The sequence below is a fragment of the Pseudomonas sp. 25 R 14 genome, from assembly GCF_900004755.1.
Lineage (GTDB): Bacteria > Pseudomonadota > Gammaproteobacteria > Pseudomonadales > Pseudomonadaceae > Aquipseudomonas > Aquipseudomonas brenneri.
Window position 1 is genome coordinate 1 of the sequence record NZ_CVTS01000014.1, and the last position, 22,083, is coordinate 22,083.

25 protein-coding genes and 1 pseudogene are annotated in these 22,083 nt (G+C 61.4%); 1 reads left to right on the forward strand and 25 read right to left on the reverse strand.

Annotated elements, in window-relative coordinates:
- The 20 genes from BFQ03_RS02410 to BFQ03_RS02505 all read right to left on the reverse strand — a co-directional run.
- On the reverse strand, positions 1 to 857 hold an 857-nt coding region (locus BFQ03_RS02410; protein WP_175403871.1), incomplete at its 3' end, for an Hpt domain-containing protein.
- Between the two features lie 276 nt (positions 858 to 1,133).
- Positions 1,134 to 1,922, reverse strand: coding sequence for a protein phosphatase CheZ (locus tag BFQ03_RS02415; RefSeq protein ID WP_032859063.1), 789 nt, complete (start codon positions 1,920 to 1,922; stop codon positions 1,134 to 1,136).
- Positions 1,923 to 1,940: 18 nt separating this feature from the next.
- Positions 1,941 to 2,315 (reverse strand): chemotaxis response regulator CheY, encoded by a 375-nt coding sequence (locus BFQ03_RS02420; protein ID WP_162237637.1) that lies wholly within the window; start codon positions 2,313 to 2,315, stop codon positions 1,941 to 1,943.
- A 168-nt stretch (positions 2,316 to 2,483) separates the two neighbouring features.
- Positions 2,484 to 3,224, reverse strand: coding sequence for an RNA polymerase sigma factor FliA (fliA, locus tag BFQ03_RS02425; protein ID WP_029292560.1), 741 nt, complete (start codon positions 3,222 to 3,224; stop codon positions 2,484 to 2,486).
- Positions 3,221 to 4,054 (reverse strand): flagellar synthesis regulator FleN, encoded by an 834-nt coding sequence (gene fleN, locus BFQ03_RS02430; RefSeq protein WP_003192912.1) that lies wholly within the window; start codon positions 4,052 to 4,054, stop codon positions 3,221 to 3,223. The genes fliA and fleN overlap by 4 nt, the downstream gene beginning before the upstream one ends.
- Positions 4,055 to 4,154: 100 nt before the next feature.
- Positions 4,155 to 5,471 (reverse strand): flagellar biosynthesis GTPase FlhF, encoded by a 1,317-nt coding sequence (flhF, locus tag BFQ03_RS02435; RefSeq protein WP_029292553.1) that lies wholly within the window; start codon positions 5,469 to 5,471, stop codon positions 4,155 to 4,157.
- Between the two features lie 11 nt (positions 5,472 to 5,482).
- Positions 5,483 to 7,612, reverse strand: a complete 2,130-nt coding sequence (gene flhA / locus BFQ03_RS02440) for a flagellar biosynthesis protein FlhA (RefSeq protein WP_032859647.1) — start codon at positions 7,610 to 7,612, stop codon at positions 5,483 to 5,485.
- Positions 7,613 to 7,734: 122 nt separating this feature from the next.
- Positions 7,735 to 7,938, reverse strand: coding sequence for a cold-shock protein (locus tag BFQ03_RS02445; RefSeq protein ID WP_032859645.1), 204 nt, complete (start codon positions 7,936 to 7,938; stop codon positions 7,735 to 7,737).
- Positions 7,939 to 8,176: 238 nt separating this feature from the next.
- Entirely contained in the window at positions 8,177 to 9,313 is a 1,137-nt protein-coding gene (gene flhB, locus BFQ03_RS02450) for a flagellar biosynthesis protein FlhB (RefSeq protein ID WP_032859059.1), read from the reverse strand.
- Positions 9,314 to 9,316: 3 nt separating this feature from the next.
- Positions 9,317 to 10,102 carry a flagellar biosynthetic protein FliR gene (gene fliR, locus BFQ03_RS02455; protein WP_032859057.1) on the reverse strand — a complete coding sequence of 262 codons (786 nt, stop codon included), beginning with the start codon at positions 10,100 to 10,102 and terminating at the stop codon, positions 9,317 to 9,319.
- A gap of 4 nt (positions 10,103 to 10,106) precedes the next feature.
- Positions 10,107 to 10,376: a flagellar biosynthesis protein FliQ gene (gene fliQ / locus BFQ03_RS02460; RefSeq protein ID WP_003192936.1), complete on the reverse strand. Its 270-nt coding sequence runs from the start codon at positions 10,374 to 10,376 to the stop codon at positions 10,107 to 10,109.
- Positions 10,377 to 10,380: 4 nt separating this feature from the next.
- Positions 10,381 to 11,124: a flagellar type III secretion system pore protein FliP gene (gene fliP, locus BFQ03_RS02465; RefSeq protein ID WP_032859054.1), complete on the reverse strand. Its 744-nt coding sequence runs from the start codon at positions 11,122 to 11,124 to the stop codon at positions 10,381 to 10,383.
- Positions 11,124 to 11,558 (reverse strand): flagellar biosynthetic protein FliO, encoded by a 435-nt coding sequence (gene fliO / locus BFQ03_RS02470; RefSeq protein WP_065942411.1) that lies wholly within the window; start codon positions 11,556 to 11,558, stop codon positions 11,124 to 11,126. Before fliO ends, fliP begins: the two co-directional genes overlap by 1 nt.
- Before the next feature lies 1 nt (position 11,559).
- Positions 11,560 to 12,027: a flagellar motor switch protein FliN gene (fliN, locus tag BFQ03_RS02475; protein ID WP_032859051.1), complete on the reverse strand. Its 468-nt coding sequence runs from the start codon at positions 12,025 to 12,027 to the stop codon at positions 11,560 to 11,562.
- Between the two features lie 42 nt (positions 12,028 to 12,069).
- Complete coding sequence (fliM, locus tag BFQ03_RS02480; protein ID WP_032859049.1) at positions 12,070 to 13,038, reverse strand: flagellar motor switch protein FliM; 969 nt, start codon at positions 13,036 to 13,038, stop codon at positions 12,070 to 12,072.
- A 9-nt stretch (positions 13,039 to 13,047) separates the two neighbouring features.
- The gene (gene fliL / locus BFQ03_RS02485) at positions 13,048 to 13,548 is read right to left on the reverse strand and encodes a flagellar basal body-associated protein FliL (RefSeq protein WP_032859047.1); all 501 of its coding nucleotides are present in this window, start codon (positions 13,546 to 13,548) and stop codon (positions 13,048 to 13,050) included.
- 202 nt (positions 13,549 to 13,750) lie between these two features.
- Positions 13,751 to 15,073, reverse strand: coding sequence for a flagellar hook-length control protein FliK (locus BFQ03_RS02490; RefSeq protein WP_032859046.1), 1,323 nt, complete (start codon positions 15,071 to 15,073; stop codon positions 13,751 to 13,753).
- Between the two features lie 90 nt (positions 15,074 to 15,163).
- Entirely contained in the window at positions 15,164 to 15,505 is a 342-nt protein-coding gene (locus BFQ03_RS02495) for an Hpt domain-containing protein (RefSeq protein WP_032859044.1), read from the reverse strand.
- Positions 15,506 to 15,535: 30 nt separating this feature from the next.
- Positions 15,536 to 17,233: an ATP-binding SpoIIE family protein phosphatase gene (locus tag BFQ03_RS02500; RefSeq protein WP_065942412.1), complete on the reverse strand. Its 1,698-nt coding sequence runs from the start codon at positions 17,231 to 17,233 to the stop codon at positions 15,536 to 15,538.
- Entirely contained in the window at positions 17,230 to 17,535 is a 306-nt protein-coding gene (locus BFQ03_RS02505) for an STAS domain-containing protein (protein WP_032859041.1), read from the reverse strand. The genes BFQ03_RS02500 and BFQ03_RS02505 overlap by 4 nt, the downstream gene beginning before the upstream one ends.
- Before the next feature lie 79 nt (positions 17,536 to 17,614).
- Between BFQ03_RS02505 and BFQ03_RS30475 the strand changes: the two are divergent.
- Positions 17,615 to 17,731 (forward strand): annotated as a pseudogene (locus tag BFQ03_RS30475) (outer membrane lipoprotein carrier protein LolA); the annotation flags it as partial.
- A gap of 17 nt (positions 17,732 to 17,748) precedes the next feature.
- Here BFQ03_RS30475 and fliJ read toward each other — a convergent pair.
- The 5 genes from fliJ to BFQ03_RS02530 all read right to left on the reverse strand — a co-directional run.
- Complete coding sequence (gene fliJ / locus BFQ03_RS02510) at positions 17,749 to 18,198, reverse strand: flagellar export protein FliJ (protein WP_029292520.1); 450 nt, start codon at positions 18,196 to 18,198, stop codon at positions 17,749 to 17,751.
- A 6-nt stretch (positions 18,199 to 18,204) separates the two neighbouring features.
- Complete coding sequence (gene fliI, locus BFQ03_RS02515) at positions 18,205 to 19,563, reverse strand: flagellar protein export ATPase FliI (RefSeq protein WP_032859039.1); 1,359 nt, start codon at positions 19,561 to 19,563, stop codon at positions 18,205 to 18,207.
- Positions 19,553 to 20,317 (reverse strand): flagellar assembly protein FliH, encoded by a 765-nt coding sequence (fliH, locus tag BFQ03_RS02520; protein ID WP_065942413.1) that lies wholly within the window; start codon positions 20,315 to 20,317, stop codon positions 19,553 to 19,555. Before fliH ends, fliI begins: the two co-directional genes overlap by 11 nt.
- 10 nt (positions 20,318 to 20,327) lie before the next feature.
- Positions 20,328 to 21,347, reverse strand: coding sequence for a flagellar motor switch protein FliG (gene fliG / locus BFQ03_RS02525; protein ID WP_032859035.1), 1,020 nt, complete (start codon positions 21,345 to 21,347; stop codon positions 20,328 to 20,330).
- On the reverse strand, positions 21,340 to 22,083 hold a 744-nt coding region (locus tag BFQ03_RS02530; protein WP_275656687.1), incomplete at its 5' end, for a flagellar M-ring protein FliF C-terminal domain-containing protein. The genes fliG and BFQ03_RS02530, both read right to left, overlap by 8 nt.

Below are 22,083 nucleotides of genomic sequence, written 5' to 3' on the forward strand. Positions count from 1 at the left end.
AGCTCGTCGAGCAGGGATTCGAATTCGTGATCGGTAATCAGGCCATCCGCAGCAGGGGCAACAGCAGCAGGCGGGGCAGCGACCGGTGCAGCCGCCGCTGCAACTGCCGGCAATGCATCGGCAGCAAACGAGCCCTTGCCATGCAACTGATCCAGCAGTGCTTCAAATTCGTCATCGGTGATGTCGGTGCTGACCGGCTGGGCAGGCTCCACAGCCGCCGGCGTTGCCGCCACAGCGTCCGGGGCAAACTGGCCCTTGCCGTGCAACTGATCGAGCAACGACTCGAACTCGGCATCGGTAATGTCTTCGCTGGTCGGCACCATGGCTGGCGCAGCCGCTGCCGGTGCTTCTGCCTGCGCCTTGACGGCATTGAGGGAGTCCAGCAGTTGTTCGAATTCGCTGTCGGTAACGTCAGGCTCGGCCACCGGTTCAGGCGCGGCTTCAACCACCGGGGCGGCATTCAGGGCAGCAGGCTCTGCCAGGCGCGCCAGGGCGGCCAGCAGTTCCGGGGTGGCGGCGGTAATCGGTGCGCGTTCGCGCACTTCATTGAACATGCCGTTGACCGCGTCCAGGGCTTCAAGGATCACGTCCATCAGTTCCGAATCAACGTGCCGCTCACCCTTGCGCAGGATGTCGAACACGTTTTCGGCGATGTGGCAGCACTCCACCAGCTCATGGAGCTGGAGGAAGCCGGCGCCCCCTTTTACAGTGTGAAAACCGCGAAAAATTGCATTGAGCAGGTTCGCATCATCCGGTCGGCTTTCCAGCTCGACCAGTTGCTCGGACAACTGCTCTAGAATTTCGCCGGCCTCTACAAGGAAATCCTGAAGGATTTCTTCATCGGCGCCGAAGCTCATATACGTGCTCCTTTAGGTCCTGATAACGGCAAATGGCGGATCGCGTTGGAGCTGTGAGCGGGCCAGGCAAGGCGCGGAACGCAGGCAAGGGTTGTTTCCTTGTCAAGTTCCGCAACGCAGCATGGCGCGCTCACAGCTCCAACCCGGAGGGCCGCGCCCCGCAAGGCGCAATCCGTCGTTATTCGTCGTTCATTTGGAAAAACCAAACTTCTCTCCTCATGCCTAGTCTTGCGCCTTGCGGGGCGCGGCGCGACCGTCATTTGCCGTTATCAGGACCTAAAAGCCTAAACTGGACAGCAAATCGTCTACGTCATCTTGACCTGACATAACGTCTTCACGTTTATCGGCATGAATCTGCGGACCTTCACCCTTGGCGAGGTGTTTTTGTGGATCTTTTTCCGAGAGGATCGCTTCGCGGTCATGTTCAATGCCGGCAAAACGGTCGACCTGGCCAGCCATCAGCACCAGTTTGAGCAAGTTGCTTTCCACTTCAGTGACCAACAGGGTCACGCGCTTGATCACCTGACCGGTGAGGTCCTGGTAATCCTGGGCCAGCAGAATGTCATTGAGGTTGCTGGAAACCGTGCGGTTGTCCTGCTCGCTGCGTGACAGGAAGCCCTCGACCCGACGCGCCAGCTCACGAAATTCTTCTGCGCCCACTTCGCGGCGCATGAAACGCCCCCAGTCAGCGCTCAACGCCTTGGCCTCATTGGCCATGCCGTTCACCAAAGGCGTGGCGTTTTCCACCAGGTCCATGGTGCGATTGGCTGCCGCCTCAGTCAGCCTGACCACATAGGACAGGCGTTCGGTGGCATCAGTGATCTGCGAGATTTCCTCGGCCTGGGGCATGTGCGGGTCGATCTGGAAATTGACGATCGCACTGTGCAACTCACGGGTGAGCTTGCCCACTTCCTGGTACAGGCCGCGGTCGCGGGTCTGGTTGAGCTCATGGATCAACTGCACTGCGTCGCCGAACTGGCCTTTTTCCAGGCTTTCGACGAGTTGGTGAGCATGTTTTTTCAGGGTCGATTCAAAGTCGGCCTGCGATGATTCTTTATGCTCCATAGCTCCCCCGTGGCAGCATCAATGACCGATGCGTTCGAAGATTTTTTCAATCTTCTCTTTCAAGGCCAATGCAGTGAATGGCTTGACCACGTAGCCGTTGACCCCGGCCTGGGCGGCTTCGATGATCTGTTCACGCTTGGCTTCGGCGGTCACCATCAACACCGGAAGATTGCGCAGTTTTTCATCGGCGCGCACATGGCGCAGCAGATCGATACCGGTCATGCCAGGCATGTTCCAGTCGGTTACCAGAAAGTCGATGCTCCCGCTGTTGAGGATCGGAATCGCCGTAATGCCGTCATCCGCCTCGACCGTGTTAGTGAACCCAAGGTCACGCAACAGGTTTTTTATGATCCGCCGCATCGTTGAGAAGTCATCAACGATGAGGATTTTCATGTTCTTGTCCAATTCGACCTCCAAGCAGTCTTAAACGCGTCCAGCACCTGGGCGCGCCATATCATTCAACAGGCATTACACAAAAAGGACTGCTAGGGCACACCACAGGTCGCTCCCGCCCGGCTTGCGCCCTGGCGGTTATCGCTCGCACTGTCCCCACACTGCCTGTCAGCGCGCTCGCCACTCTCCCAAACGCCCCCGCAAGCGGGCCGCGCATTGGCTATGGAGCTGACTGACCCGCGATTCGCTGACCCCCAGGACCTCACCGATTTCCTTGAGGTTCAGCTCTTCGTCGTAGTACAGCGCCAACACCAGTCGCTCACGTTCCGGCAGATTGGCAATCGCCTCTGCCAGGGCGCCCTGGAAGCGTTCATCTTCCAGGTCGCGTGAAGGCTCCTGGTGAGCGCTCGCGCCGTCCTCGTGCAGCCCTTCATGTTCGCCGTCCTGTAGCAGGTCGTCGAAACTGAACAGGCGGCTGCCCAAGGTATCGTTCAAAATCCCGTAGTAATCGTCGAGACTCAATTGGAGTTCGGCCGCAACTTCGTGATCTTTAGCGTCGCGGCCGGTTTTTGCTTCAATTGAGCGAATTGCGTCACTCACCATCCGGGTATTGCGGTGAACCGAACGCGGCGCCCAATCACCTTTACGCACTTCATCGAGCATCGCACCACGGATACGGATACCCGCATACGTCTCGAAACTCGCACCCTTGCTCGCGTCGTACTTGGTCGACACTTCGAGCAGGCCGATCATCCCCGCCTGGATCAGGTCTTCGACCTGGACACTGGCGGGCAGGCGTGCCAGCAGGTGGTAGGCAATGCGCTTGACCAGAGGCGCATAGCGCTCGATCAATTCGCCCTGGCTGTCACGCGCTGATTTTTTGTAAAGGTTGTAGCCGCTGGCTGTCATAGCACCGGTCCTGCACTCGTCTGATGCACCAATCGCTCGACGAAAAACTCCAGATGCCCCCGAGGATTGGCGGGCAGTGGCCAGGTATCGACCTTCTGAGCAATTGCCTTGAACGCCAACGCGCATTTCGAACGAGGGAACGCTTCATAGACTGCACGCTGCTTTTGCACAGCCTTGCGCACACACTCGTCATAGGGAACTGCGCCGACGTATTGTAAGGCGACATCGAGGAAGCGATCCGTGACCTTGGTCAACTTGGCGAACAGGTTGCGCCCTTCCTGTGGGCTCTGGGCCATGTTGGCCAGCACGCGGAAGCGGTTCATGCCGTAGTCGCGGTTGAGCAGCTTGATCAGGGCGTAGGCGTCGGTGATCGAGGTGGGTTCGTCGCAGACCACCAGCAACACTTCCTGCGCGGCGCGCACGAAGCTGACCACGGACTCGCCGATCCCGGCGGCGGTATCGATCACCAGCACGTCGAGGTTGTCGCCGATATCACTGAAGGCCTGGATCAGGCCGGCATGCTGCGCCGGGCTCAGATGCACCATGCTCTGGGTGCCGGAGGCGGCCGGGACGATGCGAATCCCCCCTGGCCCCTGCAACAGCACATCGCGCAGTTCACAGCGGCCCTCAATGACATCGGCCAGGGTATGTTTGGGGGTCAGTCCCAGCAGAACGTCAACGTTCGCCAGTCCCAGGTCGGCATCCAGCAGCATGACACGGCGGCCAAGCTCTGCCAGGGCCAGGGACAAATTCACTGACACGTTAGTTTTCCCGACGCCACCTTTGCCGCCGGTCACCGCGATCACCTGTACGGGATGCATGCTGCCCATGTTCTTTCTTTACCTTGTCTTGCTTAGCCGCAGGCTACATAGGGTGGCCGCGGTAGCAGACCATCGATGTAGGTACATTGCACTGTGTTTCATGTTGCCTTCAGCCGACCCGCTTGGCTGGGTTGTGATAGAGGTCGGCGAACATGTCCGCCATCGCCTCTTCACTGGGTTCGTCCTGCATTTGCACACTGACTGCACGGCTGACCAGTTGATGACGGCGCGGCAGATGCAAATCATCCGGGATCCGCGGCCCGTCGGTCAGGTAGGCGACCGGTAATTCATGGCTGATGGCAAGGCTCAACACTTCGCCCAGGCTTGCGGTTTCATCCAGCTTAGTCAGGATGCAACCGGCCAACCCGCAACGCTTGTAGCTGTGGTACGCAGCAGTCAGAACCTGTTTTTGGCTGGTTGTTGCAAGTACCAGGTAATTTTTCGACTTGATCCCGCGTCCGGCCAGGCTTTCCAGCTGCATACGCAACGCCGGGTCGCTGGCTTGCAGGCCCGCGGTGTCGATCAGCACCACGCGTTTGCGCAGCAGCGGGTCGAGGGCGTTGGCCAGGGACTGGCCCGGGTCGACATGGGTCACCGGCACATTGAGGATCCGGCCCAGGGTCTTGAGCTGCTCCTGGGCACCGATGCGGTAGCTGTCCATGCTCACCAGCGCAATATTGTGCGCGCCGTACTTGAGTACATAACGGGCGGCCAATTTGGCCAGGGTGGTGGTCTTGCCCATGCCGGCAGGGCCGACCATGGCAATCACGCCACCTTCTTCAAGGGGTTCGATTTCCGGGGTCTGGATCATCCGCGCCAAGTGGGCCAGCAGCATGCGCCAGGCCTGGCGAGGTTCTTCGATACCGGTGGTCAGCTCCAGCAGGTCGCGCGACAACGGGCCGGACAGGCCGATGCGCTGCAGGCGACGCCAGAGGTTGGCCTGTTGCGGCTTGCTGCCTTGCAACTGGTTCCAGGCCAGCGAGCCCAACTGCACTTCCAACAGTTCGCGCAGGCCATTGAGTTCAAAACGCATCGAGTCGAACACGCGCTGGTCGACCGCCGCAGCCGGCGCCGGCGCAGCAGGACGCGGCGGCTCGACGAAGGTCGGCTCAACCAATGGCTCGGCCGCAGTCAGCGGCAGGCCGGCAAACAATTGGCGGTTGGTGGTCGCATCGCTGTCGCCACGCATGCTCAGTTCGGCCTGGGCCGAGACAATGCGCGAGGCGGTCTTGCGCAACTCGTCTTCGAGTTCCATGTTCGGCACGCGCGGCGCCAAGGCCTGGGGTTTGTAATCCAGGGCAGCCGTCAGCTCGACACCGCCGGCAATGCGACGGTTACCGATAATAGCCGCGTCGGCGCCCAGTTCATCACGAACCAGCTTCATGGCCTGACGCATATCGGCGGCGAAAAAACGCTTTACTTGCATAACCCACTACCTCAGCCGTTGGGCCCTACTGTCGCGACGATAGTCACTTGCTTGTTGTCAGGAATTTCCTGATAAGCCAATACGTGCAAATTCGGTACTGCCAGGCGTCCAAACCGCGACAACATCGCCCGGACGGGGCCGGCCACCAGCAGGATCACCGGTTGGCCCTGCATCTCCTGGCGCTGTGCGGCGTCGATCAACGAACGCTGCAGCTTTTCAGCCATGCTTGGCTCCAGCAGGACGCCCTCTTCCTGGCCTTGTCCTGCCTTCTGGATACTATTGAGCAATATTTGTTCCAACCTTGGTTCCAAGGTGATGACAGGCAGCTCGGAGTCAAGCCCGACAATGCTTTGGACGATGGCACGCGACAAACCGACGCGCACCGCAGCCACCAGAGCGGCAGTATCTTGACTCTTGGCGGCATTGTTGGCGACGGCCTCGGCAATGCTGCGAATGTCGCGTACCGGCACCTGCTCGGCCAACAGTGCCTGCAACACCTTGAGCAACTGCGACAACGACAGGATGCCCGGCACCAGCTCTTCGGCCAGCTTTGGCGAGGCCTTGGCCAGCAATTGCATGAGTTGCTGGACTTCTTCGTGGCCAATCAACTCGTGGGAGTGCTTGTACAGAATCTGGTTGAGGTGCGTGGCGACCACCGTGCTGGCATCCACCACGGTGTAACCCAGGGACTGCGCCTGGCTACGCTGGCTGACTTCGATCCACACCGCGTCCAGGCCAAAAGCCGGATCTTTGGCGGTGATGCCGCTCAGGGTGCCAAACACCTGGCCCGGGTTGATCGCCAACTCGCGGTCCGGGTAGATCTCGGCTTCGGCCAGGGTCACGCCCATCAGCGTCAGACGGTAGGCACTGGGGGCCAGGTCGAGGTTGTCGCGAATGTGTACGGTGGGCATCAAGAAGCCCAGGTCCTGGGACAATTTCTTGCGCACACCCTTGATCCGCGCCAGCAACTGGCCGCCCTGGTTGCGGTCGACCAGCGGGATCAGGCGATAGCCGACTTCCAGGCCGATCATGTCGATCGGGGTCACGTCATCCCAGCCCAACTCCTTGGTTTCCTGGGCGCGGGCCGGCGACGGCAGTAAGTCCTGCTGGCGTTCCACCTCTTTCAAGGCCTGGACCTTGACCGTGTTCTGCTTCTTCCAGAACAGGTACGCACCGCCGCCGGCCAGGGCAGCCATGCTCAGGAACGAGAAGTGCGGCATGCCCGGCACAATGCCCATGATCGCCATGATGCCGGCCGCCACGGCCAGGGCCTTGGGCGAGGAAAACATCTGGCGGTTGATCTGCTTGCCCATGTCTTCGGAGCCGGACGCACGGGTCACCATGATCGCCGCAGCTGTGGATAACAACAGTGATGGCAATTGCGCCACTAAACCGTCACCAATGGTCAGCAAGGCGTACACCTTGCCCGCATCGCCGAAGGTCATGCCGTGCTGGAAGATCCCCACCGCCATGCCGCCGATCAGGTTGATAAACAGGATCAGCAGGCCGGCGATGGCGTCGCCACGCACGAATTTGCTGGCACCGTCCATCGAACCGTAGAACTCGGCCTCCTGGGCCACTTCGGAACGACGGGCCTTGGCCTGGTTCTGGTCGATCAGGCCGGCGTTGAGGTCGGCGTCGATCGCCATTTGCTTGCCAGGCATGGCGTCGAGGGTAAACCGTGCGCTCACCTCGGAAATCCGCCCGGCGCCCTTGGTCACCACCACGAAGTTGATGATCATCAGGATCGCGAACACCACGATACCGACCACGTAGTTGCCGCCGATCACCACCTCACCAAAAGCCTGGATCACCTTGCCGGCGGCGGCGTGACCGTCCTGGCCGTGGAGCATCACCACCCGCGTAGAGGCCACGTTAAGGGCCAGGCGCAGCAGCGTGGCAACCAGCAAAATGGTGGGAAAGACCGCAAAATCCAAAGGCCGCAGCGCGTATACACACACCAGCAGCACCACGATGGACAGGGCAATGTTGAAGGTGAAGAACACGTCCAACAGGAACGGCGGCATCGGCAACATCATCATTGCCAGCATGACCAACAGCAACAACGGCACACCCAGGTTGCCTCGCGAGAGGTCCGTCAGGGTGCCACGGGCGTTGTTGAGCATTTGAGAGCGATCCACCACCGGTATTCCTCGTTGCCTTGAAGCAAAACTTTGACGCCAGGAGGCGACTTGGAGGGGCTTGTGCAAGAAGCCTTCCAACTTTTGCTTGAGGCATACCGGGGGAGGATTATTGTTAGCCGCTAGAGTGGCTGGACGTTTGCTGCCTGCTTGCCTTTTGGACCCTCGACGACTTCGTACTGCACCTTCTGACCCTCCGCCAGGGACTTGAATCCGCCGCTTTGAATAGTCGAGAAGTGCACAAACAGATCCTCTCCCCCACCGTCCTGCGTGATGAACCCGAAGCCTTTTGAGTCGTTGAACCACTTCACAGTGCCCGTTGCCATTGCCCTTCTCCCGAACCTTGCTTGAACATCCGCGCGCCATCAAACCGCGAAGCAGAGGCGGTGGCTACTGTCAGAGTTGACAGGTAGACATGAGAGGCAAGCGATGCTAGTTGCCAGGCATTGGCGCTTGCTACCTGTTCGGACGCCATCGCGGGCAAGCCCGGCTCCCACATTTGACCGAGATCAACTGTGGGAGCCGGGCTTGCCCGCGATGGCGTCCGAACAAGCACATCAAAACTCAGGAATCGCGCTGCAAATCCGGCGGAATCGGCAAATCCTTGAGCGGATCCGGCCGCTTGCCCTTGCCCGCACGGTATTGGCGAATCTGATAGACATAGGCCAACACCTGCGCCACCGCCAGGTACAGCCCGGCCGGGATCTCTTGTTCAAGGTCGGTGGAGTAGAAGATCGAACGCGCCAGCGCCGGCGACTCCAGCAGCAAAATGTCGTTGGCCTGGGCGATTTCGCGGATTTTCAAGGCGGTAAAGTCGCTGCCCTTGGCCAGCAACATCGGTGCGCCGCCCTTCTCGGCGTCGTACTTGAGCGCCACGGCATAGTGGGTCGGGTTGGTAATGACCACATCGGCATCCGGTACCGAAGCCATCATCTTGCGCTGGGACATCTCGCGTTGCAGCTGACGGATACGCTGCTTCACTTCCGGCTTGCCTTCCTGATCCTTGTGCTCGTCACGCACTTCTTGCTTGGTCATCAGCAGCTTCTTGTGGCTTTCCCACAGCTGGATCGGCGCATCCACCGCCGCAATCAGGATCAGCCCGCAGGCCATCCACAACGCACTCCACCCCACCAGTTGCACGCTATGAATGATTGCCAGCTCCAGCGGTTCATGGGCGATGCGCAACAAGTCGTCGATATCCGACTTGAGCACCACCAACGCCACAAACAAGATGATGAAGAACTTCGCCAATGCCTTGAGCAGCTCCACCACGGCCTTGGCCGAGAACATGCGCTTGATCCCGGCCGCCGGGTTCATGCGGCTGAACTTGGGCGCCAGGCTGCCGGCCGCGAACAACCAGCCACCGAGGGAAATCGGCCCAATCAGCGCTGCCAGCAGCAAGGTGATCAGCACCGGTTGCGAGGCCAGGATCGCTATCTTCCCCGAGTGCAGCAGGTAGATGCCCATGGCGCGCGGGTCAAGCAGCACTTCCCGGGGCAGGGAAAAGCTGTGCTTCATGATCTCCATCAGGTCCTGGGCCAGGCCGCCGCCGTAGATCAACAGGCCGCCGGCCCCGGCGAGCATCACCGCCAGGGTGTTGAGCTCTTTGGAACGGGCAATCTCGCCCTTTTCCCTGGAGTCCTTTTTCCGTTTCTCCGTGGGGTCTTCTGTTTTGTCCTGACCACTCTCGCTCTCGGCCATGGCTCAGCGCGCCCGTGCCAGATCACGTAAGAACTGCAGGGCATCACTGGCCAGCGGTTGATACTGATTGAGAATGTCGGCCAGGCCGATCCAGAAAATCCCCAGGCCCAACACCAGGGTCAGCGGGAAACCAATAGCAAAGATGTTCAACTGCGGCGCGGCACGGGTCATCACGCCGAAGGCAATGTTGACCACCAGCAGCGCAGTGATCGCCGGCAACACCAGCAACAATGACGCGCCCAGCACCCAACTGAGGCGCCCGACCACTTCCCAGAAGTGGTTGACGATCAAGCCCTCGCCTACCGGCAAGGTGGTGAAGCTCTCGGTGAGGATTTCGAAGGCCACCAGATGGCCGTTCATGGCCAAAAACAGCAGGGTCACCAGCATGGTCAGAAATTGCCCGATCACCGCCACCGACACGCCGTTGGTGGGGTCGACCATGGACGCGAAGCCCATGCCCATCTGGATCGAGACGATTTGCCCGGCAATCACAAACGCCTGGAAGAACAGGGTCAAGGAGAAGCCCATCAAGGCGCCAATCAGGATTTGTTCGGCAATCAGCAGCAATGCACTGAGGTCCAGGGCATTGACCGGTGGCATCGCCGGCAATGTCGGCACAATGACCACAGTGATCGCCACGGTGAAGAACAGGCGCACACGCTTGGGCACCAGGGTCGTGCCGATCACCGGCATGGTCATCAGCATCGCGCCCACGCGAAACAGCGGCAGGATGAACGCGGCCACCCACGTGCTGATCTGGGTGTCGGTCAATGCCAGCAAGGACTGCATCAGGTCAGCCGATCAACTGCGGAATACTGCCGTACAGCTGCAGGATGTATTCCATGAAGGTCTGCACCAGCCAGGGCCCGGCAACGATCAGCGTGACCAGCATCACCAACAAACGCGGGAGGAAGCTCAAGGTCTGTTCGTTGATCTGCGTGGCAGCCTGGAACATCGCCACCAGCAAACCCACCAACAGGCTGGGCACCACCAGCACCGCGACCATCAGGGTGGTCAGCCACAGTGCTTCGCGAAACAGGTCGACGGCGACTTCCGGAGTCATGGCGCTATACCCCTCCGAAACTGCCGGCGAGGGTGCCGATAATCAGCGCCCAACCATCCACCAGCACAAACAGCATGATCTTGAACGGCAACGAAATGATCAGCGGCGACAGCATCATCATACCCATGGCCATCAGCACACTGGCCACCACCAGGTCGATGATCAGGAACGGGATGAAGATCATGAAGCCGATCTGGAATGCAGTCTTGAGCTCCGAGGTCACGAACGCCGGCACCAGGATGGTCAACGGCGCCTGGTCGGGGCTGGCAATATCGGTACGCTTGGACAGGCGTACAAACAGCTCCAGATCGCTGGAGCGGGTCTGCGATAGCATGAAGTCCTTGATCGGGCCTTGGGCCTTGTCCACCGCGTCCTGGGCTGTGAGCTTCTCGGCCAGGTAGGGTTGCAGGGCTTGCTGGTTCACCTTGTCAAACACCGGCGCCATGATGAACAACGTCAGGAACAGGGCCATGCCGGTGAGGATCTGGTTCGACGGCGTCTGCTGCAAACCCAGGGCCTGACGCAGAATCGAGAACACAATGATGATGCGAGTGAAGCTGGTCATGAGCATGACGAACGCCGGGATAAAACTCAGCGCCGTCATGATCAGCAGGATCTGCAGGCTGACCGAATATTCCTGGGCCCCGGCCGCGTTGGTGCCCAGGGTGATCGCCGGGATCGACAACGGGTCGGCGCCGAACGCCAGGGGCGCGGCCAGTAACAGCATGAGCGCCAATAGAACGCGCATTACTTCTTATCCTTCTGGTCCTTGCCCATCAGCTCCATCAGGCGCTGGGCGAACTCCGGGGTGGCGGCCTCGGTCTGGGCCACGCTCACCGGATGCTTGAGCACGTGCAGCGGGGTAATACGACCAGGCGTCAGGCCGAGCAGGATCTGCTCTTCGCCCACCTGCACCAGCACCAGGCGATCCCGTGCGCCCAAGGCCCGCGAACCCACCAGCTCGATGACCTGGGCATTGCCCGGGCCGATCCGCTGCACCCGGCGCAACAGCCAGGCGAGGACGAAGATCAACCCCACCACCAGCAGCAGGCCGAGCACCAACTGAGTCAGTTGCCCGGCCACATTGCCACCGACGGCCGGCGCAGCGGCCAAGGCCACCGGCTCAGCCGCGAATGCGCCCAGTGGCAGCGCCCACAACAGTCCCACCACCCAGCGACTCATCTCAGCGCAGCTTCTTGATGCGTTCGCTGGGGCTGATCACGTCAGTCAGGCGGATGCCGAACTTTTCGTTGACCACCACCACTTCGCCATGGGCGATCAGCGTGCCGTTGACCAACACATCCAGCGGCTCGCCGGCCAGGCGGTCAAGCTCGATCACCGAACCCTGGTTGAGTTGCAGCAGGTTGCGGATGTTGATTTCAGTGCTGCCCACTTCCATGGAGATCGATACCGGGATATCGAGGATCACGTCCAGGTTCGGACCATCGAGCGATACCGGCTCATGGTTCTTCGGCACGCTGCCGAACTCTTCCATGGGCAAGCGGTTGCCCACCGGTGCAGTGGCAGCATCGGCCGCCAGCAAAGCGTCGATATCGTCCTGGCCTACATCGCCGGTTTCTTCCAGGGCAGCGGCCCATTCATCGGCCAGGGCCTGGTCTTCGGCGGAAGTATTTTCGTGTTCGGTAGCCATTACATGTCCTCGGCGCAGCAAAAAACAGGAGTTAGAGGGGAATCAGCGACGGTTGATCGGCTCGACCACTTGCAACGCCAGGTTGCCTTTGTGGGAACCGAGCTTGACCTTGAACGACGGCACGCCGTTGGCGCGCATGATCAATTCGTCTGGCAACTCGACAGGGATCACATCCCCCGGCTGCATATGCAAAATGTCCCGCAGGCGCAACTGGCGACGCGCCACGGTGGCGCTCAGCGGCACATCGACATCCAGCAGGTCTTCGCGCAGGGCCTTGACCCAGCGTTCGTCCTGGTCGTCGAGGTCGGACTGGAAGCCCGCATCGAGCATCTCGCGCACCGGTTCGATCATCGAGTACGGCATGGTCACGTGCAGGTCGCCGCCCCCGCCATCGAGTTCGATATGGAAAGTGGAGACCACAATGGCTTCGCTGGGCCCGACGATGTTGGCCATGGCCGGGTTCACTTCCGAGTTGATGTACTCGAAATTGACTTCCATGATCGCCTGCCAGGCTTCTTTCAAGTCGACGAAGGCCTGCTCCAGCACCATGCGCACTACGCGCAATTCGGTGGGGGTGAATTCGCGGCCTTCGATCTTGGCGTGACGGCCGTCACCACCGAAGAAGTTGTCCACCAGCTTGAACACCAGCTTGGCGTCGAGGATGAACAGCGCGGTACCGCGCAGCGGCTTGATCTTGACCAGGTTGAGGCTGGTGGGCACGTACAGCGAGTGCACGTATTCACCGAACTTCATCACCTGCACGCCGCCCACCGCTACGTCTGCCGAACGGCGCAGCATGTTGAACATGCTGATCCGGGTGTAGCGGGCGAAACGCTCGTTGATCATTTCCAGGGTCGGCATGCGTCCACGGACGATGCGATCCTGGCTGGTCAGGTCATAACTTTTGACGCTGCCGGGCTCGGCAGCCATTTCGGTCTGTACCAGACCATCGTCGACGCCATGTAACAGGGCGTCGATTTCATCCTGGGACAGCAGGTCTTGCACGGCCATGTCGTGATCCTACTGCAATACGAAATTAGTGAAGAGCGCCTGCTCGACCACGACTTTGCCCAGTTCTTTCTGGGCCACTTCCTGCACGCTGGCAGTGACCTTCTGGCGCAGCATTTCCTGGCCCACCGGGGTGGCCAGGCTGTCGAAACTCTGCCCGGAGAACAGCATCACCAGGTTGTTGCGGATCACCGGCATATGCACCTTGAGGGCATCCAGGTCCGCCTGGTTGCGCGCCAGCAGGGAAATGCTCACCTGCAGGTAGCGTTGCCGACCGTTCTGGTTGTAGTTGGCGACAAAGGCCGGAAGCATCTGCTCGAAGATTGCCGGTTGCTTGACGTTGGTCGCGGTCTCGGCCGCAGGTGCAGGCTTGCTCTGGGCGCTGTGCATGAAGTACCAGGTAGCGCCCACCGACACGCCGATGGCCAATAACAAGGCTACGACGATCAACAGGATCATCTTGAGCTTGCTCTTGCCTGCAGGTGCTGTTGCTGCGTCGTCACTCTTCGCCATGCCAATAATCCGTCACTATTCGGGGTTTCATAGATCCACGGGAAGGCAAGAGCAAGTGTTATGCCAGAGTTGTCACGGATTTCAGCAACGCTACAAAACCAGTGTGGGAGCTGGCTTGCCTGCGATAGCGGTGTGTCAGGCACGAGCTATATTGCTGACCCACCGCTATCGCAGGCAAGCCAGCTCCCACAGAGGTCAGGTTTCAGGCGTAGTAGTCCACGGCGCTGGAGCCGATGACGGATTGGGCTATCGGCGCCGCCACTTCGGTGGCTTCGCCGGCAAGGCCGGTGTCATGCCCATCGTTGTGCCCACCGCTGCCGCTGACTCCCCGCGCCTGGTTCTGCTGTTGCTCCTGACCCTGGCCCTGCCAGCCACGGGACTGGTCGGAGACATTCACGTCAACCTGGCCCATGCCCTGCTGGGCGAACATTTCCCGCAGGCGCCCGGACTGGCTTTCCAGGGCCTCGCGCACGGCGGCGTGGCCGCTCATGAAGTTGACCTGGGCCTGCTGGTCAGCGGTCATGTTCACGCGGATATCCAGGCGGCCCAACTCGGCAGGCTGTAATTGGATATCGGCGGACTTGAGGTTGATGCTGGACAGGTACATGACCCGGTTCACCACTTCCTCGGTCCAGCCACTCTGATGCATGGCCAGCGGCTGGTTATTGAGCGGCAAGGCGTTGGCGGTCTTGGGCGTGGCGGCCTGGGTCAGGGCGGCCAGGCGATTGGCAAAGTCATCGACGCGGGTGTCGCTGCTCGCGCCCTTCAAATCCTTGAGGCCCTCTTCGATCAGGCCGCTGAAAGCCTTCTCGCCCCCCTGGTCGGTACTGTCCTTGGCCGCTTGCTGATCGACCATCGCCGCCAGGCCGTTAGTGAAGTTCTGCGCGGCGGTAGGCTCAGCCTGGGTCGGCGCGGCTTTTTGCGCTGCCTGGCTGCTGGCGGAGACATGCCCGCCCTGCTCCATCGCCAGGCGCACGGCCGGCAATGCATCCAATGGATCGGCCTCGGGGTCGAAGGTTGGCGCAACCTCTTCGGTGACCGGCGCGGTGGTCACGAGCAACGGCGCCACGGCGTCATCCACCACGGCGGCCGGGACAGCAACCGGAGCCGGCGTGACCGCCGCGATCAGCGCCGGGTCAACCACCGGATCGGCCACCGGCTGTACAGCCAATGCCGGATCCTTGCCGGTGCTTGTCTCGTCATCGCGGCTGGCCGTCTTGTCGTCCTTGACCTGCGGGCTGGCAGGCAAGGTCTTGCCGCTATCGGCAACCGCTGGGGTGCCAGCGGCAGGCTTGTCGTTGCCCACCTCTTTCTTGGCACTGACATCCGCCGGCTTGTCACGGCTTGGCTTGGGCGCCATATCGGTGGCCTTGGCAGGCGCAACGCTGGACTCCTTGGCGAACACCTGGGCAAAGCCTGGCGCTTTGGCCCGCGCGTCCACGGCCACTGCCTGGGCATTGACGGAGGAAGCCTGAGGCTTGACCGCGGGGGCGGCCTGCAGGAGCGAGTTAGGGGCGAGAGGCATAGGTCTGGTCTCCGCTGCGCAGGGTCGAGGGCGCAGTCAGCAGAGATAGAGCAAAAGTCGGGCCAGCTTTGCCAACCGGCCCATTGAACCCTAGAAGCGCTGGCGCTCCGACTCATACATCGGCTTGACCAGGGCGAACTCATGATCGATCTGGTCCACCAGCTTGCCCAGGTCGGCGACCTGCGCCTTGGCCGACTCGGCCTCCAGGCGCTGGCACAACCGCGCCAGACGCACGGCCCCCAGGTTGCCGCTGCTGCCTTTGAAACTATGGGCAATCTGCCCAAGCGCCTTGGCATCATCTCGCGCCTGGCGCAACGCTTCGACGCGCTTTTGCGAGTCATCGAGGAAGGTGTCGAGCAAATGGGGGTATTCGCCTTCCATGACTTCCTGCAAACCCATCAACACTTCAGGGTCCATATGTATCTGCGTCACTTGTTCGCTCCTTGATCAAGAATCGGCGGATTATGCCAGAGCCTCCCAGCAAAACTCCACGCACACACTGCGCCCGCCATCGGACCAGCGTACATGGCTGCTCAGTTGCCGGACCAGGTTCAGCCCGCGCCCGGACAGACGGTCGATATCCAGCGGCCGCGCCAGGACTGTTTCCACATCAAAACCCGCGCCACTGTCTTCGATCCGCAGGCTCAGGCAACCGCCTGCACCTGTCGGCAAGACATCGATATGCACACGGATATAGCCGTTACTCAACAAGGCCAGGCGCTCATTGCGCTGGCGATAATAGTCGGCAAAACCCTGCACATCGCGCTTGAGCCGTGAATCCAGGCCCAGCACCCCATGCTCCAGGGCGTTGGAATACAGCTCGGCCATCACGCTGTACAACGCCCCACTCTGGCCGCGCAGGCCGTGGATTTCCAGGAGCAATTGCAGCAAATACGGTAACGGGTTGTAACGCTTGAGTGTCTCGGCACGAAACTCGAAACTCACCGACCAGTCCAGCGGGCAGGATTGGCCGCTGTCGGTGTACTGAATAGCCGACGCATGCAGAGCCTGCTCAGGCAGCAGGCTGATTTCCACCAGGCTGACATCATCACGCACCTCGCCGCGAAAGCCGGCAAGGGCTTGTTCGATGTCCTCAAACAGGCGCTCAGGCTCACGGTTGGCGGCAAACACCTGGAGCAAACGCTCCACGCCAAACAATTGCTCATTGGCATCCGCCGTATCAATCACCCCATCGGACAACAGGAACACCCGATCGCCCAGGGCCATCGGCCAGACTTGCGTGCAGTCGTCAAAAACCTCGGGCGCCAGCACACCCAAGGGCAGATGCCGCGACACCAGCGGCGTGCGCCTGCCCGTGGCCACTTCATGGACGTAGCCGTCGGGCATCCCGCCGTTCCACACCTCCACCACCCGACGCTGGGCGCTGAGACACAACAGCGTCGCACAACAGAACATGTCCACCGGCAGGATGCGCTTGAGCTTGGCGTTCATCTCCCGCAGGGTCTGCGCCAGGCCGTACCCCTTGGCGGTCATGCCGTAGAACACCTCGGCCAGCGGCATTGCGCCAACGGCTGCTGGCAAGCCATGGCCGGTGAAGTCACCGAGCAGCACATGCATGTCGCCCGACGGCGTGTAGGCCGCCAGCAACAAGTCGCCGTTGAACAGCGCATAAGGCGATTGCAGGTAACGGATATTACGCGCGGCGTTCAGGCAGCCGGAATGGGCGACCTTATCGAACACCGCCTTGGCCACCCGCTGTTCATGCAGCAGGTACTCATGATGGCGGGCGATCTGGTCGCGCTGCTGCAACACCGTGGCCTGCAGCCGGCGCAGGCGGTCCATGGCGTTGATCTTCGCCGCGAGAATGATCGGGTTGTAGGGCTTGGCCAGGAAGTCATCGCCACCGGCATCCAGGCAACGGGCCAGGGCCTGGCTGCCACTCAGGGACGTCAGGAAGATGATCGGCACCAGCGTCTCGCCCGCCAGCTGCTTGATCTGCCGGGCGGCTTCAAAGCCGTCCATCACCGGCATCAAGGCATCCATCAATACCAACTGCGGGCGTTCGCGGGCGAACACCTCCAGCGCTTGCTGACCGTTAGTCGCGGTGAGCACCCGATGGCCCTGGCGCCGCACAATGGTCGATAGCAACAACAGATCGGCAGCGCTGTCTTCGGCGATCAGGACCGTCAGCAGGCTCAAGAGATATCAAACAACTTGTCGAAATTGGAGATGGCGAGGATCTTGCGCACATCGGAGCTGCTGTTGATCACCCGCACATCGGCGTCATCGCTTCCGGCATGATCACGCAGCAACAACAGCATGCCCAGGGCCGAGCTGTCGAGGTAGGTGGCCTCCTTCAAGTCCACCACATAGATATCAGGGACCTTATAGAACCGCTCGTAGGAATCGCGAAAAGCCTGGTGACTGCCGAAATCGAACCGGCCTTTGACTGCGATCGTCAACTTCGTCCCATCCAGGGATACTTCTGATTCAACCGACATACGACTGCTTCCTTGTCGTGGGCATGTGCAACAAGGTGTAGCAGGTGATCACAGAGTGGGCAACCTTGCCTTGGCGGAACTGCTCACGCCCGCCCCTGTAGGAGCGAGCTTGCTCGCGAAGGTCGTCAACGATGACGCGGGAAACTTGACGCCCCGCTGTGCCCGCCAGTTTTTCGCGAGCAAGCTCGCTCCTACAGGGGCGGGCGCGGGTAGTTAGTATTGATCCTGGCGCGGCAGGCGCTGGGACAGTTCATCGAGCAGCTTCTGTTCGCGCTTGTCTTCCAGAGCGCGCGCTTCGTCGATGTAACGCTGCACCAGCTTGCGCAGGCCTTCGACCCGGGCGTAGGCCTGTTGCCAGCCTTCGCGGGCCTTGTCGAGGTTGTTCTGGTGCCAGGCCAGGCTTTGGCGCTGCTGGCCGACGGCGCTTTCCAGTTGGTTGAGAAAGTGCTGGTAGTTCATCAGCCACTGCCCGGAAACGCCCTTGCTGCCGCGATCGATCCACTGCTGCTGGTATTCGCCGCGAAAGCGCTCCAGGTCGCCCAGTTTGCTCTCGGCCAGGCGCACCTGGCCCTGGAAATGCCCCAGGCGCTGGGCGGCGGTGCGTTCGGCGCTTTCGGCCATCTCCACCACCGGAGCAAGACGCGCGGCGCGACTGCTGGCCATCAGGGGTTAACCGCCAGGCGCTGGTGCAAACACCGACGCCAGGTGCGCTTCGCTTTCGGCCATGCTGATGTTGTCGTTCAGCCCCTGGCGCAGGTAGGTCACCAGTTGCGGTTGCAGGGCAATCGCCAGGTCGGTCTCGCGGTCGCCACCGGCGACATAGGCGCCGACGCTGATCAGATCACGGCTCTGCTGGTAACGCGACCACAACTGCTTGAACTGTTGGGCGCGGACCATGTGCTCGGCGCTGACCACCGACGGCATGACCCGGCTGATGGACGCTTCGATATCGATGGCCGGGTAATGCCCTTCCTCGGCCAGGCGCCGGGACAGCACGATGTGCCCGTCAAGCACGCCCCGCGCCGAGTCGGCAATCGGGTCCTGCTGGTCATCGCCTTCGGACAGCACGGTGTAGAACGCCGTGATCGAGCCACCACCGGCCTCGGCATTGCCGGCGCGCTCCACCAGCTTGGGCAGCTTGGCGAAGACCGATGGCGGATAGCCTTTGGTCGCGGGCGGCTCGCCAATGGCCAGGGCGATTTCCCGCTGGGCCTGGGCGAAACGCGTGAGGGAGTCCATCAGCAACAGGACATTCTTGCCCTTGTCGCGGAAATATTCGGCAATCCGCGTGCAGTACATGGCGGCACGCAGGCGCATCAATGGCGCATCGTCCGCCGGCGACGCCACCACCACGGAACGCTTGAGGCCTTCTTCACCCAGGATGTGCTCGATGAATTCCTTCACCTCACGGCCCCGCTCACCGATCAGGCCGACCACGATGATGTCGGCCTCGGTAAAGCGCGTCATCATGCCCAGCAGCACACTCTTGCCCACGCCGGTACCGGCGAACAGGCCCAGGCGCTGGCCGCGACCGACCGTCAATAAACCGTTGATGCAACGAATACCCACGTCCAGCGGCTGGCTGATCGGGTTGCGCTTGAGCGGGTTGATGGTCGGGCCGTCCATCGGCACCCAGTCTTCGGCCTTCATCCCGCCCTTGCCGTCCAGCGCACGGCCGGCGCCATCCAGCACGCGGCCGAGCATGCTCATGCCCATCGGCAGGCGCCCGGTGTCAGCCAGCGGCACCACGCGTGCGCCCGGCGCAATACCGGCGAGGCTGCCCACGGGCATCAGGAAGATCTTGCTGCCGGAAAAGCCCATGACTTCGGCTTCCACCTGCACCGGGTGGTAGCTGTCGTCGTTGATCACCAGGCAGCGGCTGCCCATGGCCGCGCGCAGGCCTTCGGCTTCCAGGGTCAGGCCGACCATGCGCAGCAGGCGACCTTCGAGGATCGGCTGGCCGGGCAACTCGGTGGCTTCGATATAACCGCCCAGGCGCTTGGCAAAGCTGGTGCGGTCAAGGCGCATCCGGCGTGTCCAAGTCAATATTCAGGTCCGGCGCCGCCGGGTGCAGCGCCTGTTCATGGAGCTGGTCGAACAACTTGGCCATGATCTGCGTGATGCGGGTTTCGACGGTGGCATCGATGCGGCTGTGCTCGGTCTCGACCCGGCAACCACCGGGCTGCAACGCGGCATCCTCGACGATGCGCCAGGTTTCCTCGTGGCGCTCGCGCAGGGCTTTGACCTGCTCGAAATCCTGCGGGTTGATGTACAACCGCACATTGCCGACGCCCAGGGGCAACAGCTTGAGGGCTTCGCGCATGACGCTTTCGATCTGGCTGGAGTCCAGCACCAGTTCACGTTGGATGACCTGGCGGGTGATGTGCTGCACCAGATCCACCATGGCCTTTTCCAACTGCGAGTCCTGCTCGGCGATCGGCGCAAACAGGTTGCCCATCAGCCGTTCGAGGCTGGCCAGCTTCACAACAAGGGCCGCGTCAGCTTCCTGGCGAACCTTGAGGGTGGTGCTGTGGAACCCCTCTTTCTCGCCCGTGGCAAAGCCTTCGTTGTAAGCCTCCTGGCGGATGCTTTCGAGCTCTTCGAGGGTCAGTGGCTGGACTTCCTCCAGCGGCACTTCTTCCATTTCCACCGGGGTTTCTACCACGGGTTCCGGCTCGGGTTCGGGCCGGTGCGGGTCGAAGCTGGGCAGCGACCAGACGTCGAACCCGCCGACGTCCCGGGCGCGAATCAGATCGCTGGGCGTCTCATCTTTGTTCGACATGCGCGGCGCCTTAGATCATTTCTTCGCCGCCCTTCCCGCCGAGAACGATTTCTCCGGCTTCGGCCATACGGCGGGCAATGGTGAGGATTTCTTTCTGTGCGGTTTCCACGTCGCTGACGCGCACCGGGCCCTTGGCTTCGAGGTCGTCGCGCAACAGTTCGGAAGCGCGCTTGGACATGTTCTTGAAGATCTTTTCCTTGACGCCCTCGTCCGAGCCCTTGAGGGCCAGCACCAGCACATCGGAGGAGACTTCGCGCAGCAACGCCTGGATGCCACGGTCGTCGACATCGGACAGGTTGTTGAACACGAACATCAGGTCTTCGATCTGCACCGACAAGGTATCGTCGATTTCGCGGATCGAGTCCATCAACTGGCCTTCGACCGAGCTGTCGAGGAAGTTCATGATATCGGCCGCGCGCTTGATACCGCCCAGGGTGGTGCGTGCTGCGTTGGAGTTGCCGGAGAACTGCTTCTCCAAGATCGTGTTCAACTCTTTCAAGGCCGCTGGCTGCACGGTGTTCAACGACGAGACGCGCAGGATGATGTCCAGGCGCACCTTGTGGTCGAAATGGCCAAGCACTTCGCCGGCCTGGTCCGGGTCCAGATAAGCCACGACAATCGCCTGGATCTGCGGGTGCTCGTAACGGATCACGTCCGCCACCGCGCGCGGCTCCATCCACTTGAGGCTGTCGAGGCCGCTGGTGTTGCCGCCCAGCAGGATACGGTCGATCAGGCCATTGGCCTTGTCTTCGCCCAGGGCCGAGGTGAGCATCTTGCGGATGTAGCTGTCGGAGCCGACGCCCAGGCTGGTCTGGTCGCCGACGATTTCGACGAACTCGCTCATCACCTGCTCGACCTGCTCGCGGTGCACGTTGCGCATCTGCGCCATCGCCACGCCAACCCGTTGCACTTCCTTGGGGCCCATATGGCGCAGCACTTGGGCCGCGTCAGTCTCACCCAGGGACAGCAACAGCACGGCGGCTTTGTCGACCTTGGTCAGCTTGGCAACAGAGGCTCGATTATCACTCATCTGCGTTGATCCACTCTTTCACGACCTGGGCCACACGACCCGGGTCTTCTGCCACCAGACTTTTGATTGCATTCAACTGCGCGTCATACCCTTCGCTCGGGCTTGGCAGCAGAATGCTCTGCGGGCCGCCAAGGCTGACGCGGTCGTTGGCCAGTTCGCCATCCAGGCCGCCCATGCCACCCAACTCGACATCACCGAACGGTGCCAACTGCTTCTTGCCGTGGCCGGTGATGTTGTTGAGCACAGGGCGCAGCACGCCAAACACCAGCACCAGGATGAACAACACCCCCAGCACTTGCTTGACGATGTCCCAGAACCAGGGTTGAGAGTAGAACGCAATATCGGCGATCACCTCACCGCGCTCCTGGGAGAACGGCATGTTGATCACGCTGACACTGTCGCCACGGCTGGCATCGAAGCCCACGGCGTCCTGCACCAGGCGGGTGAAGCGCGCCAATTCATCGGCGGTCCACGGCGCACGGGTGGTTTCGCCGTTGGCGGCGTTGATCTTGACCTGGTCATCCACCACCACCGACACCGATAGGCGGTTCAAGCGCCCTTGCTGTTGCTTGGTGTGGCTGATGGAGCGGTCCAGTTCGAAGTTCTTGGTCGATTGCGAACGCTTGTCGGCCGGGTACGGCGCGAGCATCGGTTGGCCGGTGGCCGGGTCCATGATCTGCTGGCCATTGGCGTCCAACAGTGGCTGGCCGGGCTGGATCGCGGCGGCAGCGGTGGC

Bases quoted from the DNA above. Each gene is read 5' to 3' on its own strand.
- BFQ03_RS02415 (WP_032859063.1), bottom strand. From the start codon at position 1,922: ATGGAGCATAAAGAATCATCGCAGGCCGACTTTGAATCGACCCTGAAA.
- BFQ03_RS02420 (WP_162237637.1), bottom strand. From the start codon at position 2,315: ATGAAAATCCTCATCGTTGATGACTTCTCAACGATGCGGCGGATCATA.
- fliA (WP_029292560.1), bottom strand. From the start codon at position 3,224: ATGACAGCCAGCGGCTACAACCTTTACAAAAAATCAGCGCGTGACAGC.
- fleN (WP_003192912.1), bottom strand. From the start codon at position 4,054: ATGGGCAGCATGCATCCCGTACAGGTGATCGCGGTGACCGGCGGCAAA.
- flhF (WP_029292553.1), bottom strand. From the start codon at position 5,471: ATGCAAGTAAAGCGTTTTTTCGCCGCCGATATGCGTCAGGCCATGAAG.
- BFQ03_RS02445 (WP_032859645.1), bottom strand. From the start codon at position 7,938: ATGGCAACGGGCACTGTGAAGTGGTTCAACGACTCAAAAGGCTTCGGG.
- flhB (WP_032859059.1), bottom strand. From the start codon at position 9,313: ATGGCCGAGAGCGAGAGTGGTCAGGACAAAACAGAAGACCCCACGGAG.
- fliR (WP_032859057.1), bottom strand. From the start codon at position 10,102: ATGCAGTCCTTGCTGGCATTGACCGACACCCAGATCAGCACGTGGGTG.
- fliQ (WP_003192936.1), bottom strand. From the start codon at position 10,376: ATGACTCCGGAAGTCGCCGTCGACCTGTTTCGCGAAGCACTGTGGCTG.
- fliP (WP_032859054.1), bottom strand. From the start codon at position 11,124: ATGCGCGTTCTATTGGCGCTCATGCTGTTACTGGCCGCGCCCCTGGCG.
- fliO (WP_065942411.1), bottom strand. From the start codon at position 11,558: ATGAGTCGCTGGGTGGTGGGACTGTTGTGGGCGCTGCCACTGGGCGCA.
- fliN (WP_032859051.1), bottom strand. From the start codon at position 12,027: ATGGCTACCGAACACGAAAATACTTCCGCCGAAGACCAGGCCCTGGCC.
- fliM (WP_032859049.1), bottom strand. From the start codon at position 13,038: ATGGCCGTGCAAGACCTGCTGTCCCAGGATGAAATCGACGCCCTGTTA.
- fliL (WP_032859047.1), bottom strand. From the start codon at position 13,548: ATGGCGAAGAGTGACGACGCAGCAACAGCACCTGCAGGCAAGAGCAAG.
- BFQ03_RS02490 (WP_032859046.1), bottom strand. From the start codon at position 15,073: ATGCCTCTCGCCCCTAACTCGCTCCTGCAGGCCGCCCCCGCGGTCAAG.
- BFQ03_RS02505 (WP_032859041.1), bottom strand. From the start codon at position 17,535: ATGTCGGTTGAATCAGAAGTATCCCTGGATGGGACGAAGTTGACGATC.
- fliJ (WP_029292520.1), bottom strand. From the start codon at position 18,198: ATGGCCAGCAGTCGCGCCGCGCGTCTTGCTCCGGTGGTGGAGATGGCC.
- fliI (WP_032859039.1), bottom strand. From the start codon at position 19,563: ATGCGCCTTGACCGCACCAGCTTTGCCAAGCGCCTGGGCGGTTATATC.
- fliH (WP_065942413.1), bottom strand. From the start codon at position 20,317: ATGTCGAACAAAGATGAGACGCCCAGCGATCTGATTCGCGCCCGGGAC.
- fliG (WP_032859035.1), bottom strand. From the start codon at position 21,347: ATGAGTGATAATCGAGCCTCTGTTGCCAAGCTGACCAAGGTCGACAAA.